Origin of the sequence: Thermoanaerobacter ethanolicus JW 200, from assembly GCF_003722315.1 — a bacterium.
GTDB lineage: Bacteria > Bacillota > Thermoanaerobacteria > Thermoanaerobacterales > Thermoanaerobacteraceae > Thermoanaerobacter > Thermoanaerobacter ethanolicus.
In genome coordinates this window covers 1568940-1584143 of the sequence record NZ_CP033580.1, presented here as the reverse complement: position 1 = coordinate 1584143, position 15204 = coordinate 1568940, and the positions used below count along the sequence as shown (strand labels likewise).

Genomic DNA, 15204 nt, shown 5'->3' with positions numbered 1-15204 from the left:
AGTTGGGGAGGCAATAAAATGGAGGCACTTGTCACATCATTTGTCCTTATCTTTACTTCTGAGATGGGAGATAAGTCACAGCTCATGTCAATGGCCTTTGCTACTCTTTTTAAAGTAAGGACTGTTCTTATAAGTATATTTATCGCAGCCTTAATAAACAATGGTATTGCTGTGATATTTGGTTCGTATATCACCGAATACATTCCCATTTTTTATATAAAATTTTCAGCTGCTTTATTATTTTTGTTTTTTGGAATTTCAACTTTAATAGAGGAAGAAACAAAACAGGAAAAAATAAAAAATTCAAAATACGGTCCTGTTGCAACTATTATAAGTACATATGTACTATCAGAATTTGGAGACAAAACGCAATTGGCTGCTATAGCTTTGACTGCATCATACAACAGTCCTCTGTACATATTAATAGGCACTACTCTTGGAATATTTTTAGCAGATGTATTAGGGATAATTGTAGGCATTTATTTTAATAAAAGAATCCCTTCAAAATATTTAAAATATCTATCTTCTTTCATATTCATCGCCTTTGGTCTTTCTACTTTGTATAAATTGTTTTTCTAAGTCAAAAACGGGTACTTAAATTGTACCCGTTTTTGACCCTCTCATCGGAAGTTTTACCTGCCGTAACAGAAAACCATATTACCTATTCTTGCCGCTATAGGAAGTGACCACAACCACGCATTAGTAGAACTTTGGTCAAAATAATACAAGGCTCCGTTTGTTGGGTCAACACCACTTAACGCATCTCTTGCTGCACTTATAGCGTCAGCTGAGGCAGGTCTATTTATCCACCCATTTAACACAGGAGTAAATTGGTAATTTCCGTATGCATCGACTTGATATATCACGTCTTTTATAGTATTAGGGAAAATACCACTTTTAACTCTGTTTATTACTACGGCCGCAACTGCTACTTTAGCCTGGTATGGTTCTCCATCTGCTTCCGCGGTAACAAGTCGCGCAAGGAGGTCAAATTCATCTTTTGTGTAGGGTATTACACCCCTTTCAATAGAACCTCTGCTGACATCCTGATATGTCCTATTAGAAGAAGTATCCCGGGGTATAATAAAGACTTGTCCAGGATATATTATGTCGCTTTTGTATCCGTTTGCAGATTTGAGCATATCAACAGTAATACCGTATTTTAAAGCAATTAAGTACAAGCTGTCACCTTTTTGGACAACATATGTGTTATCACTGCCCGGCACTTGTAAAACTTGCCCTGGATATATTATTGTATTTTGAAGGCCGTTTAAAGACATCAGCTTAGTATAGGTAGTCCCGTATTTTTGACTTATACCCCATAAGGTATCGCCGGGTTTAACTGTGTAAGTTGCGGCAAATACTGATTGGGAAATAAACAATCCGGCTATAACTGATGCGATGAGAGGTTTGACCTTGATGCGAATATTAAACATGTTGTTCCCCCTTTTGCCTCCGAGGTTAGTTGACGGGTTCGGGTTAGGGACACCCTACCACAAAAGTGGATTCACCCCAATTTAGTTCCCCCGTACCCCTTATCGGGGATTCGGCATATTTTTAACTAAATTATAGCCGGATATTTAACTTGTGTCCATATTAAACTGGTGGAAAGATAGGTACTTACTGGCACTCACTGTAACCACAGAAAGGACAGAAAACACAACCTCCCTCATGAACCAATTTAGCACCGCAATCCGGACATGTAAACACATTTACATTATTTTGATCAGCTTTATTTTCTTTTAGCTGTTTTTTATCCTCTGCCACTTGGTTTTTCATTTTAATCACCTCTATATATTGTTGTATTATTATAATACCACACAATATATAGAATTTCAAGAGCAAAGTTCGATAAAAAAATAACATCACCTTAAAGGCAATGTTATGGTAAATTCACTACCTTTCCCTACTTCACTTTTTACAGTGACACTTCCTTTGTGTTCCTCAATAATCCACTTAGCAATAGCTAATCCCAATCCTGCCCCACCTGTCTCCTTGGCTCTCGCTTTGTCTACTCTGTAAAACCTATCAAAAATATGTGGAATATCTTCTTGTGGTATACCTATGCCATCATCTTTAATTTTTATATAGGCTTTTGAATTATCTTTCCCCACATCAATTTCTATATTGCCATCTGAAGAAGTGTATTTTGCTGCATTGTCTAAAAATATCCTTATAAGCTCTTTAATGAGTTTTTTGTCAGCCGTTATATTTATGTCATTTTGCCCTTTTACAACTATATTTTTGCTTTCATTTAACATTTTTATTTCCTCTGCAACTTCTTTTATTACATCCTTTAAATTAAATTGTTCCTTATTTAACTTTATTGACTTATTATCTCCTTTTGCCAACAAAAGGAGTCTTTCAATGAGATGCTCCATGTCTAACGTTTCTCTTTTAATCGCCTCTATAGCCTCTTGCAATACGGCTTTGTCCTCTTTTCCCCATCTATCCAACATGTCAATATACCCTTTTATTACAGAAATTGGGGTTCTAAGTTCGTGAGAAGCATCAGAGACAAACATGTTCTGCCTTTTAAAAGAATCTTCCAACCTATCCAGCATGTCATTAAAGGTTTTTGCCAATCTTGTAAGTTCATCGTCTTCTCCATATATTTTAAGTCTTTTATTTAACCCATGGGCATCTATCTCTCTTACTTCTTTTGCCATATAATCCACAGGTCTTAAAGCCCTCTTTGTAACGAAATATCCTGCAATAAAGGACACAAAAATTCCTGCCGCATCCGCAAAAAACATCAAAATAAAAAGTAGCTTCAAAAACAAATATTCATTTTCCATGTCTTTTATCACTTGAATATAGAACACTTTATCATCGCTTTTAAAAATGGTATTGAGGTAAGTAAAATCCTTATCATATTTGTCAATTTTAACAGGAATATCTATGTTTACATCATGAGGAATATTAATTCTTTCTAATCTTTTAGAAGAATAGATGACATTCCCTTTTTCATCAAATATTTTTGTATAAATATTTTCATTTGGTATGCTTGAAAAAATCAAATCTTTTTCAGATAAATTGACGTCCTCTTTTATTTCCCCCAGTTTACTTTTTATAGCCTCTGCCTGGCTTGTTACTTGGTCCATTGCTTGGTATATTAAATAATATTTTAAGCCGTAAAGCACAGAAGCATTAAGCGCAACCAATATTACTGAAAAAACTACAGAATAAAGAAGAGCTATCCTTAAAGTTATGCGGCGGGGCCACAGTTTAATCTTCATCCTTATCCTCCTTCAAAGTGTACCCCACTCCTCTTATGGTGTGGATTAACTTCCGGTCAAAGGGGTCGTCAATCTTGCTCCTTAAATACCTTATATATACATCCACTATGTTAGTATCTCCATAATAATCATAACCCCACACACACTCAAGGATTTTTTCCCTTGTCAAAGCTATATTCGCATTTTTAATTAAAAACTCTAAAAGGTCAAATTCTTTTTTTGTAAGTTCAATTTTTATACCCGCTCTTCTTACTTCATGAGTTGTCAAATCCATAGTGATGTCGCTATATCTTAACACATCTTTTTTAAGATGCGGCTTTTTCTTTCTCAAAGCAGCCCTCACTCTTGCAAAAAGCTCTTCTATAGAAAAGGGTTTTGTCACATAGTCATCAGCTCCAATGTCAAGTCCTTCCACTTTGTCTTTTACTTCGTACTTGGCAGTAAGCATTATAACAGGTATGTCAGAATGTTCTCTTATTTTTTTTAAAACTTCAAATCCATCAATTCCCGGAAGCATTATGTCCAAAAGCACAAGGTCATAATCTCCTTCTAATGCCTCCTTTAAGCCAGAAAGTCCATCGTAAGTCACAGTGACAGTATATCCTTCATGTTCAAACTCCAATTGTAAAAAACGGGCTATGTGCTTTTCATCCTCTATGATAAGTATCTTTTCTTTCATCATTCATCACCAATGATATTATAGCATATCAAAGGTTTTATAAAAATCTGGATATGAAATATTTACACATTCAGCATTTTTTATCTTAGTTTCTCCTTCTGCTATAAGTCCAGCAACCCATAAAGACATGGCAATCCTGTGGTCGTTGTAACTTTCCACTGTATTTCCTCTTAAAAAACCCGTCCCTTCTATAATCATCCCATCTTCTGTTTCAAAAATTTTTGCTCCCATTTTCTTTAATTCTGAAGTGATTGTATTTATTCTATTGCTTTCTTTTACTTTTAACTCCTCGGCATCTTTTATCACTGTTTTCCCTTCTGCGAAGACTGCTGCAACTGCTATTACTGGAATTTCATCAATAAGCCTTGGAATAAGACTTCCTCCAATTTCAATTCCTTTTAGCCTTGAAGTCTTAACTGTTATATCCGCTACTTTTTCATTGTTTATAGTTCTTTCATTTGTTAAGACAATGTCTCCTCCCATCTCTTTTATCACATCGATAATACCAGTCCTTGTAAGATTTACATTTACATTTTTTATAGTAACCTCCGAATTTGGAACGAGAGTTGCAGCAACAATAAAATATGCTGCTGACGATATATCCCCTGGTACAATAACTCTCTGCCCTTGTAATTTGTAACCAGGGTAACAAGTTATTTTTGTGCCATTTACATCCACTTTAGCACCAAAAGAGCTAAACATGAGTTCCGTGTGATTTCTTGAAGGGTAAGGCTCTTCAACAGTCGTTTTATCATCAGCGTAAAGGCTTGCCAACATTATGCTGGACTTAACCTGTGCACTGGCAATTGGCATTTTGTAATATATGCCTTTAAGTTTGTTTCCAAAAACCGTAAGAGGTGCAAAATTTCCTTCTCTTGCTTCTATTTTCGCTCCCATCATACTAAGAGGAGTTATCACTCTTCCCATAGGGCGTCTCTTTATAGAATCATCACCTGTAAGCGTTGTCTCAAACTTTTGACCAGCGAGAATACCCATCAAAAGCCGAATGGTAGTACCTGAATTTCCTACATCAAGGATTTTTTCGCTTTTATTTAAATAAAGCCCTTTTCCATGAACTTTAACATTTGTCCCTTTTAATTCAATGTCAACTCCTAAATTCTTCATACAATTAATAGTAGATATACAATCTTCTCCTAAAAGAAAATTTTCAATTTCTGTAATCCCTTCTGCAATTGACCCAATCATTACAGCTCTATGGGATATTGACTTGTCTCCAGGGACTGAGATAATACCTTTTAAAAATCTTTTCTTTTTAACTTCAATATCCATAACAACACCTCAAGTTATAGTGTTTCGATATTTTCTTGCATCTTCAAGAAACTTTTGTATGGTGTCAATATCGTCATTTTCTAAATAACAAATAAAGTCACTTAGGACTTCCCTGTAATTTTTTAGTAACTCCAAAATAACTTCTTTGTTTGTACAAATTATGTCTTTCCATATTTCAGTCTGAGACAAGGCAATTCGCGTAGTATCTTTAAACCCACCAGCTGCGTATTTAAATGCTTCACTGCATTTATCATGAGCAAAATTCGTAAGGGTAGCAGAAAGAATATGAGGTACATGACTTATTATTCCGACAATGGCATCGTGTTTATTATAATCCATTATTACCGGTTTTGCACCTATTTTTATTATTACTTCATTTATAAATAAATCTAAAACATCTTCCTTTACATTATCAAAAGGTGTCAACAAATAATTAGAGTTGACAAATAAATCTGCATCAGCGTTATCATAACCTGCCTTCTCTGTGCCAGCCATAGGATGGCCCCCGATGAAAAAAATTTCATCGGGTAAAAATTTTTGCACTTCTTCCATTATAACTTTTTTTGTACTTCCAACGTCAGTTACAATACAACCTTTTTTTAAATAAGGAAGTATATTTTTAGCCTTTTCAGCAACTTTTCCAACAGGCGTGCATATAAAAACTACATCAGCATCTACTTGAAAATCAAGGTCTGTCACGCCGTAAGAAATTACTCCTTCTTCTAATGCTTTTTGTAAACTGTCTCTATTTATATCAACACCAATAATGTCTATATCTGTGTATTTTTTTAATGCTTTTGCCATTGATCCCCCTATAAGACCCAATCCTACAATAACCGCATTTTTTATCATACAAAATCACGCCCTACTGCTTTAGCGATAACCTTTATGTCCTCACACAAAGTCTCAAAATTTTCAGGAGTAAGGGATTGAGCCCCATCGGATAATGCATTTTTAGGGTCTGGATGTACCTCAATAATGAGGCCATCGGCTCCTGCTGCTATAGCAGCTTTAGCCATAGGAGCTACAAGGTGCCATTTCCCAGTCCCGTGACTGGGATCAACAACTATAGGCAAATGGCTCAACTTTTTTATGGCTGGGACTGCACTTAAATCCAAAGTATTTCGTGTATAAGTTTCAAACGTCCTTATTCCTCTTTCACATAGGATGACGTCTTTATTACCCTCGCTTAGGATATACTCCGCAGCACTTAACCACTCTTCTAATGTTGCCGCAAGTCCTCTCTTTAATAAAACAGGCTTGTTGATTCTACCTACTGCTTTAAGTAATGGAAAATTTTGCATATTTCTTGTACCTATTTGTATAACATCAGCGTATTCCGCCACTAGTTCAACTGAATGGACATCCATAACTTCTGTAACAATCTTAAGTCCAGTAAGTTCTTTAGCTTCTTTTAGCATCTTTAAGCCCTCTTCTTCAAGGCCTTGGAAGGAGTAAGGTGATGTTCTCGGTTTAAATGCTCCTCCTCTTAAAAATTGAGCTCCCGCTTTTTTAACAGCCATAGCACTTTCAAAGAGTTGTTCTCTGCTTTCTACCGCACAAGGGCCCGCCATTATAACTATGTTGCTTCCACCAATTTCGATGTCTTCTACTTTTACCACAGTTGGCTCTGGTTTAAATATCTTACTAGCAAGTTTGTAAGGCTCCACAATAGGAATGACTTTTTCTACTCCCTCCATCATTTCTACAGCCTTACCTTCTAATTTTTTCTTATCACCTATAACACCTATGACTATTTTTTCTTCACCTTTTGAAATGTGGTAACCTAAACCAAGAGATGTTAAAAGATTTGTAATATCAGAGATTTGCTTATCAGTGGCATCAATATTCATAACAATTACCATTTTCAATTCCTCCATTCTACCGTTCTACTTAAATTTAGGATATGAACCTAATACTTTTAAAAAATCCGTTCTACCTTTTAACTCCTCTAAGGCACTCTTTACTATTTCATCTTCTCTATGCCCCTCAATGTCCACCCAAAAAACATATTCCCCAAGTTTTTTCCTTGAAGGTCGAGATTCTATTTTTGTCATATTGATTTTTTTGTTGGCCAAAACCCCTAAAGCGTTATATAAACTGCCTGGAACATTTGGGACAGAAAAGACTATTGATGTCTTGTCTTTCCCTGTGACAACCCCGTCCTTTTGAGAAAGGACCAAAAACCTTGTATAATTTTCTTTTACATCTTGTATGTCCCTATCAATTATTCTCATACCGTAAATAACAGCTGCTCTTTCAGGACCTATCGCCACTACTCCAGGTTTAGATTTGACACCTAAGACTGCTTGGGCAGTACTGTCTGTAGCTTTTATTTCCGCATTGGGAAATTTTTTAGATATATATTCCCTGCACTGAGCAATTGCCTGCTGATGAGAAAGTATACAATGTACATCTTTAAATTCAACTGGAGCATCCGAAATCAAGCAATGGGAAATAGGTATTATCACTTCTCCTTTTATCATTATCCCATTTGCGTCGTTTATCAGCATATCTACGGCAATATTTACAGAACCTTCGATAGAGTTTTCAATAGGAATTACTGCCTCTTCGCATAAGCTATTGCTTATACAATTTATGACTTCCGGAATGGTGTTAAACTCTACAACTTCACAGTTTTCAACACCTTGTGTGTATTTTATAACAGCTTCTTCAGAAAATGTTCCTTTAGGCCCTAAATAACCAATTTTCATCCAACACCCCCTTGCAATTTATAATATTGGTGATATTTTAATACTTTGCATAAGTAAAGTCAAGTAAATTTTTCATAAAGTCTAAAAAAGATAAAGAAAAAAGCGGTTACCCGCTTATTTTAAAACTTTTAAGATTTCTTTCTCTTTAACAGTCGTAACTTCAGCTTTTCCTAAACCACGAAGAAGAACAAAATTTATTTTGGCTTCTCTACTCTTTTTATCAAGTTTTATAGCCTCTACGATGTCTTCTTTGTGCAAATCCTCATAATCTGTAGGTAATCCTGTCCTTTGTATTAAAGAAAAAATTCTTTCAAAATATTTTTCATCAATATACCCTAAATTTAATGCAAGTTTACAAGCGTATACCATACCTATAGCAACAGCTTCACCGTGAATATACCTCTCATAACCTGTTAAAGCTTCAATGGCATGTCCTATTGTATGGCCAAAATTTAATATTGAACGCAGGTTTTCTTCTTTTTCATCAAGAGATACGATTTTCCCTTTTATTTCGCAAGATTTTTTGATTATATACCTTAATTTATCTTCTTTTAAATCTAAAATTTCATAAATGTTGCTTTCAATATACTCAAATAAACTAAAATCCCATATAATACCATATTTGATTATTTCAGCTAATCCACCAAGTATTTCTCTTTTATCTAACGTGTTTAAAACGGCGGTGTCTATATATACCATTTTAGGTTGATGAAAAGCTCCTATTATGTTTTTGCCTTTTTTTAGATTGACTGCTACTTTGCCCCCTACACTGCTATCAACCTGCGCCAACAAAGTCGTAGGAATTTGCACAAAGTCTATTCCCCTCATGTAAGTTGCTGCGACAAATCCAGCTATGTCTCCTACAACGCCTCCTCCAAGAGCTATAACTGAACTGTCTCTTAAAAGTCCATAGTCATAAGCTTTTTCAAGAAGCCTTTGTGCCATTTCCATTGTTTTACTTGTTTCCCCTGCAGGAATAACTTCATATGACACATCAAAACGACTTTTTTTAAGACTTTCATTGAGTTTTTCAAAATACAAAGGATAAACATTAGAATCAGTTATTACAAATGTTTTACTGCTTCTCACATGTTTCTTTATCACTTCTCCTACTTTATCCAAATAATCATAGGCAAAATAAATAGGATAAGACCTTTCTTTTAAATCAACTGTTATAAAATCCAAAGTTCACACCTCACACTTTTTTATTTTAATATTATACATCACAGACAAAGGGGACAGTTCCTTTTATCTGAACTTTAAGTTGAAATCGGACGGAAGGAACCGTCCCCAGTGTTTGAACTTTTGTTTGGAAAAATTGTTTACTTTATTATTATACAACATTAAATAGATAAAAGTAAGCAGTTTTTAAACCTCCTCTGGCTCTTTATCAAAATAATAGAGGTACATGTCTTCAAATTCTGGTTCTACTGATTATTAAAAAACAAAAAAGGACAGTCTCTTTTACTGCCCTCTTGATTCATTATAGCATTTTTTCAAACTCATCAAGCAATTTTTCAAAAACATCCAAAGCTTCATTTACTGGTTTTGGAGTAGTTAAATCCACTCCTGCCTTCTTTAAAAGGTTTAAGGGATAATCAGAGCTCCCGCTCTTTAAAAACTCCTTATACCTTTCTACAGCTTTTTCCCCCTCATTTAATATCATCTGAGAAATAGCTATTGCCGCAGAAAATCCAGTAGCATATTTATAAACATAGAAATTTCTATAAAAATGTGGGATTCTCGCCCACTCATAGCTTATTCCTTCATCTACCACTATGTCATCTCCATAGTAGAGCTTATTTAATTCATAATATTTTTTGTTTAACACTTCCGCTGTAAGAGGTTCTCCTCTCTCTGCCATTTCGTGTATGAGTTTTTCAAACTCAGCAAACATAACTTGCCGATAGACTGTCCCTCTAAATTCCTCAAAGAAGTGGTTCAAAAGATAAAGTTTTTCTTTTTCATCTTTAGAATTTTTTAAAAGATAATTCATAAGTATAGCTTCATTGCAAGTAGAAGCTACTTCTGCCACAAAAATCTTATAACCTGCATACACATAGGGCTGGGTCGCATTTGAGTAATAGGTATGCAAAGAATGTCCCATTTCATGGGCAATTGTAAATACATCATTTAATTTGCCCTGATAGTTTAAAAGTACATAAGGGTGAGTGCCATAAGTTCCCCATGAATAAGCTCCAGAAGTTTTTCCTCGATTTTCATATACGTCCACCCAACGAGAATTAAATCCTTTCCTTAGTAAATTTATGTATTCATCTCCTAACGGTTGTAGTCCTTCTAGCACGAGGTTAATTGCTTCTTCATATGTAAATTTCTTATCATATTCCTGTATCAAGGGCACATACAAGTCATACATGTGAAGCTCATCTAAACCTAAAAGCTTCTTTTTAAGCCTCACATATCTATGTAATACATCAAGTCTACTATGTACTGTCTCTATAAGATTGTTGTAAACTTCTACACTAACATTGTCTTCAAAAAGTGAAGCTTCCAAAGAAGAATTGTATTTCCGTGTTTTAGCGTAGAAAATATCTTTCTTTACATTCCCCGCCATTGTAGAAGCAAAAGTATTTATAAATTTTTTGTATGTGTCATACATGGCGTTAAATGCGGCTTTTCTGACGTTTCTGTCTTTACTCTGCATGAAGCGTACAAAATTGCCATGAGTCACTTCTACTTCTTTGCCTTCTTCATCTTTAATAGTGGGGAATCTCATGTCAGCATTATTCAACATAGTATATACATTTGAAACAGATTCTGCCAATGTTTCTGCTTCTGCTAATATTTTTTCTTCTTCCGATGAAAGTACATGAGGTTTAAACCTGATTAAATCTTCAAGATATTGCTTATAAATCTTTAATTCTTCTAATTCTTCTATCATTTCCATTAATTTTTGTGTATCAATGGATAAAATCTCTGGAGCTATAAAAGAAGTAGCACTCATAACTTCAACATTGAGTCTCATGGCCTTGTCAGTCAAAGCTTGATATTTGGGATTAGTATTATCTTCGTCTCTTCTCATACGGGCATAGGCAAAAATTTTGCTGGCTGTCATCCCAATTTGGTCATTAAGTTTTAGTACCTCTAATAAATTTCTTGAAGTGTTAATTTTGCCTTTAAACTTTACAATCTCTTTTAAAAGCTCTTTAGTCTTGTTATAGTCTTCTTCCCACAAATTCTCATTTTCATATATATCTTCAAGTCGCCATTTATACTTATCTTCAATTTCGCTTCTATCTTTTAAAACCTCCACTTTAATCCCCCCGTTCAACTTTTTCAAATATCTCTTTCTTAAGCCTTATCCCTGTAGGAGTCTTTGCAAGTCCCCCTTCTGCAGTTTCCCTTAAAGCGTAAGGTATAGCTTTCCCTACTTTATACATAGCTTCTACCACTTCGTCAAAGGGTATGACACTGTCCATTCCTGCTATTGCAAAATCAGCGCATATCATAGCATTAAGCGCCCCAAGGGCATTTCTCTTTTCACAAGGGATTTCTACCAACCCTGCAACTGGGTCGCATACAAGCCCTAGCAAATTCATTATAGCAAAAGAAGCTGCCGTCAAACACTGTTCTGGTGTTCCCCCCATAAGTTCTACTAAAGCTGCTGCAGCCATCGCTGAAGCAGAACCTACTTCTGCTTGACATCCCCCCTCAGCTCCAGATAAAGTAGCATTTTTAGCTATTATAATACCTATGCCGGTAGCAGTGAAAAGAGCTCTTGTCATATCATCATCACTTTTGCCAAATTTTCTCGCCACTGTAATAAGAGCTCCCGGAATAACTCCACTGGAACCTGCAGTAGGAGCAGCAACAATTTTACCCATAGAAGCATTTACTTCTGTCACTGCAAGAGCAGAAGCAGCAGCTTTTGCCATTGTTTCACAAGAAAGAGTATTGCCAATGATTATTCTTTCATATAGTTTTTTTGCATCTCCACCTGATAAACCACTTACTGATTTTAAATCTTCATTTAAACCTTTATTAATAGCTTCTTTCATTACTTTGAGGTTATTTCTCATCTTTTGAAAAATTGTATCAAGGCCTTCTCCTGTCTTTTCTTGCTCCGCTAGCACCACAATTTGCGATATTGGTAAGTTAAATTTTTTTGTAAGTTCTAATAGTTCATAACCATGATTAAATTGATACATTTTATACCTCCATTACATAGGATTTATTATTATGGCATTTAAAATTCCATCAATGTTTTTTATGGTTTCTTTTGCAGCATCAGGTATTTTTTGGTCTGATTCTATGACCATAATAGCTTTGTCACCTTTTGAATGCCTGTACACTCTCATAAAAGCTATATTTATTTTGTAATCTGCAAAAATTTTAGTGACATTTGCCACTATCCCTGGTCTATCTATGTGATTTGTAATCAACGTTTCATATTCACCAGTAAACTCTACCTCTATGCCATTTATCTCTTTTAAAAGCACATTTCCTCCACCAATAGAACATCCTAAAATGCTGTTTTTCTGTCCACTTTTACCTGTTATTATCATTTTTACAGTATTGGGATGTGGTGATTCTTCGTCACTTTCAGTAAATTTAAACTTTATCCCTTGCTGTCTTGCTATTTCAAAAGAATGAGGCAGTTTCTCATCATCTGGGTCAAAACCTAATATCCCTGCCACAAGAGCCTTATCCGTACCATGTCCCCTATATGTACGGGCAAAAGATTCATACAATACAAATTCCACTTCTGATATATCCTCTTCCACAATTTCTCGAGCAATTTTCGCAAGCCTTGCGGCCCCTGCTGTATGAGAACTGCTGGGTCCAATCATCACAGGCCCCATAATATCAAATACACTGTATTCTCTCATACAAAATCCCCTTACGTAAAAGTTTTCTTAACTATATTGTACCTTTAGCCCTATAAAAATGCAATAGAACAACAAGCCAGTAAATCTGACTTATTGCTTTTTTATTTTCAATTTTTTTATATTTAAGGGTTTTAGCTTATTATGCTTGATTAGCACCTCTTTAAAAGCTACGTCAATAGTCGTACCTTTTTGATACTCTAAATATACTTCTTCAAAAAATTCTTTGCCGAATTTTTCAAATAAAAGCTCTATATATTCATCTGTATTTTCTTCATCATATGAGATTTTTCCAAAAACAAAATTTTTGCCCTTAGACCATTTTAACTTCATGATTTTTTACTCTTCCTTTATCAAAACGGCTCTTGTAGGGGAGGCTTCGGCACCTCTAATTTTTAAAGGCGCAGCATATAAAAAATATTCTCCTTCTTCTACATCTTTTAACCGTAGTCCCTCAAGAATAACTATACCTGCTCCTAAAAGAATCTTGTGAGTTTCATGCTCCGGCTGATTTCTCTCAATTCCTAATGCATCAATACCTACACCAATTACACCTTTTTCTTTTAAAAACTGGGCACCGCTTTTATCTAAATAGACAAATTCAAAATCGAAATCCTCTCTAAAAGAATTTCTTGTTTTAAATATTATAAAATCTCCTTTTTGAATGTCTTTACTTGCAAGGTCTTCCGATGTTATTTTATCAGATATATTTGTAAAGTCAAATACTTTACATTTAGTTATAACCTTATTGAGGTCTATATTTTCTACTGTATCTCCTCCCCTAATCATGTGTAGAGGAGCATCAATATGCGCTCCTGTATGCATGTCCATGCTAATGCGGGACTCTCTCACATCGCCACTATCAACAGTAATAGTATGTTTAGGCCTTTTCTCTTCTTTATTTTTGTAAACAGTCATATTTTCGTGAATTTCCATTGAAATATCGTATATTTTCATTTAATTTACCCCCTTCTTTTATACATTCCACCACATTCTATTGTCCCTTAGTAACAGCTCATTTGCTTCTTTAGGTCCCCAGGTCCCTGGCTGATAATTAGGAAAGTCAGGCGTTTTGTCTTTCCATGCTTCAGCAATAGCATCTACAAACTTCCAAGAATATTCTACCTCATCCCATCGCGTAAATAAAGTAGAATCTCCTCTCATGACATCGTAAAGAAGTCTTTCATAAGCTTCTGGAGAATTATTTGAAATCTGGCAATTTTGACAAAAATCCATATCTACAGGTTGTATGGTGATATCTCCTGCCCCAGGGACTTTTGCATTAAATTGAAGCTTTACACCTTCCTCAGGTTGAATTTTTATAACTAATAAATTTGGCAATAAATTTTTATATTCTTTAAAATACAAGATTCCTGGCAACGGTTTGAACTGTATTACAATTTGTGTAGACTTTTCCGGCATTCTTTTGCCTGTGCGAATGTAGAAAGGGACTCCTGCCCAGCGAAAATTTTCTACATGCACTTTCAAAGCTACAAATGTCTCTGTATTAGAAGTAGAGGAAACTTTGTCTTCTTGTCTATATCCTGCATACTGCCCTCTCACAACATTTTTCTCAACAGCCTCTGGAGTAAATATCTCCAAAGACTTCAGAACTTTTACCTTCTCGTCTCTTATAGATTCTGTATCGAGGTTTACAGGCGGTTCCATTGCCGTTAAAGTTAGAAGTTGAAGCATGTGATTTTGTACCATATCTCGTAACGCCCCGGCTTTTTCATAATATCCACCGCGATTTTCTATTCCGACTATTTCATTTGAAGAAATCTGAACATTATCAATATACCTTCTGTTCCACACAGGTTCAAAAAATACATTAGCAAATCTAATTATCATTATGTTCTGAAGCATCTCTTTTCCCAGATAATGGTCTATCCTGTAGGTATTCCTTTCCGTGAAAACATCAGTTATTATTTTATTTAATTTCCGTGCCGATTCCAAATCTTCTCCAAAAGGTTTTTCTATGACCACCCTTTGCCAGGAAGTCTCATTATTTACCATACCATGCCTATAGAGTTTTTCAACAATTATACCGAAATATTCTGGAGCTACTGCAAGATAGTATACCCTATTGCCCTTTGTATTGTATTTTTCATCAAGTTCTTTTAAAAAAGAACTTAATTCCATATAGCCATTATCATATACAAAGTCAAATCTCTTATAATATATCCTTTCACTTAAATCTTGCCAAACTTTTTCATCAATGTCAAATCTCGAATAATTTTTAACGGACTCTAATACTTCCTTCCTATATTGTTCCTCTGTTTTGTCTCTTCTTCCTATGGATACAACAGCAAAATTTTCAGGAAGAATTTTTTGGTATTTCAAATTGTACAAAGCAGGCATAAGTTTTCTGTGAGTCAAATCCCCTGTCCCGCCAAATATAACCATTATATTAGATATATTATTTTTAACCATAA

At 35.0% G+C, this 15204-nt stretch carries 16 protein-coding genes and 1 riboswitch; of the genes, 1 reads left to right on the top strand and 15 read right to left on the bottom strand.

The genetic code is table 11. The features are described from left to right. Positions 1–18: 18 nt before the first annotated feature. On the top strand, positions 19–579 hold the full coding sequence (locus EB239_RS07835; protein ID WP_003869452.1) for a TMEM165/GDT1 family protein: 561 nt from the start codon (positions 19–21) through the stop codon (positions 577–579). Positions 580–632: 53 nt separating this feature from the next. Here the strand turns inward: EB239_RS07835 and EB239_RS07830 are convergent, their stop codons facing one another. From EB239_RS07830 to zwf, 15 genes are all read right to left on the bottom strand, one after another. Continuing rightward, positions 633–1436: a cell wall hydrolase gene (locus EB239_RS07830; protein WP_003869453.1), complete on the bottom strand. Its 804-nt coding sequence runs from the start codon at positions 1434–1436 to the stop codon at positions 633–635. Further along, positions 1436–1562, bottom strand: a riboswitch (cyclic di-AMP (ydaO/yuaA leader). (Overlaps the previous gene by 1 nt.) A 58-nt stretch (positions 1563–1620) precedes the next feature. Further along, a complete protein-coding gene (locus EB239_RS14975; RefSeq protein ID WP_019907605.1) occupies positions 1621–1779 on the bottom strand; it encodes a hypothetical protein in 159 nt (52 codons plus the stop codon). A gap of 86 nt (positions 1780–1865) precedes the next feature. After that, positions 1866–3239, bottom strand: a complete 1374-nt coding sequence (locus EB239_RS07825; protein ID WP_003869455.1) for a sensor histidine kinase — start codon at positions 3237–3239, stop codon at positions 1866–1868. Further along, positions 3229–3918, bottom strand: a complete 690-nt coding sequence (locus EB239_RS07820; protein ID WP_042835410.1) for a response regulator transcription factor — start codon at positions 3916–3918, stop codon at positions 3229–3231. Before EB239_RS07820 ends, EB239_RS07825 begins: the two co-directional genes overlap by 11 nt. Before the next feature lie 18 nt (positions 3919–3936). Next, positions 3937–5208, bottom strand: coding sequence for a 3-phosphoshikimate 1-carboxyvinyltransferase (gene aroA, locus EB239_RS07815; RefSeq protein ID WP_003869457.1), 1272 nt, complete (start codon positions 5206–5208; stop codon positions 3937–3939). A gap of 9 nt (positions 5209–5217) precedes the next feature. Continuing rightward, complete coding sequence (locus EB239_RS07810) at positions 5218–6060, bottom strand: prephenate dehydrogenase (RefSeq protein ID WP_003869458.1); 843 nt, start codon at positions 6058–6060, stop codon at positions 5218–5220. Next, complete coding sequence (gene aroF / locus EB239_RS07805; RefSeq protein ID WP_003869459.1) at positions 6057–7073, bottom strand: 3-deoxy-7-phosphoheptulonate synthase; 1017 nt, start codon at positions 7071–7073, stop codon at positions 6057–6059. Before aroF ends, EB239_RS07810 begins: the two co-directional genes overlap by 4 nt. 24 nt (positions 7074–7097) lie before the next feature. Then, positions 7098–7922 (bottom strand): prephenate dehydratase, encoded by an 825-nt coding sequence (pheA, locus tag EB239_RS07800; RefSeq protein WP_003869460.1) that lies wholly within the window; start codon positions 7920–7922, stop codon positions 7098–7100. A gap of 114 nt (positions 7923–8036) precedes the next feature. After that, entirely contained in the window at positions 8037–9107 is a 1071-nt protein-coding gene (gene aroB / locus EB239_RS07795) for a 3-dehydroquinate synthase (protein ID WP_003869461.1), read from the bottom strand. A 298-nt stretch (positions 9108–9405) separates the two neighbouring features. Further along, on the bottom strand, positions 9406–11196 hold the full coding sequence (pepF, locus tag EB239_RS07790) for an oligoendopeptidase F (RefSeq protein ID WP_003869462.1): 1791 nt from the start codon (positions 11194–11196) through the stop codon (positions 9406–9408). Between the two features lies 1 nt (position 11197). After that, a complete protein-coding gene (gene sdaAA, locus EB239_RS07785; protein ID WP_003869463.1) occupies positions 11198–12091 on the bottom strand; it encodes an L-serine ammonia-lyase, iron-sulfur-dependent, subunit alpha in 894 nt (297 codons plus the stop codon). 12 nt (positions 12092–12103) lie between these two features. Further along, positions 12104–12772, bottom strand: coding sequence for an L-serine ammonia-lyase, iron-sulfur-dependent subunit beta (sdaAB, locus tag EB239_RS07780; protein ID WP_003869464.1), 669 nt, complete (start codon positions 12770–12772; stop codon positions 12104–12106). Between the two features lie 90 nt (positions 12773–12862). Then, positions 12863–13102, bottom strand: a complete 240-nt coding sequence (locus EB239_RS07775; protein WP_003868625.1) for a hypothetical protein — start codon at positions 13100–13102, stop codon at positions 12863–12865. 6 nt (positions 13103–13108) lie between these two features. After that, a complete protein-coding gene (locus EB239_RS07770) occupies positions 13109–13726 on the bottom strand; it encodes a cyclase family protein (RefSeq protein ID WP_003869465.1) in 618 nt (205 codons plus the stop codon). 18 nt (positions 13727–13744) lie between these two features. Next, positions 13745–15202: a glucose-6-phosphate dehydrogenase gene (gene zwf / locus EB239_RS07765; RefSeq protein WP_003869466.1), complete on the bottom strand. Its 1458-nt coding sequence runs from the start codon at positions 15200–15202 to the stop codon at positions 13745–13747. Positions 15203–15204 lie beyond the last annotated feature (2 nt).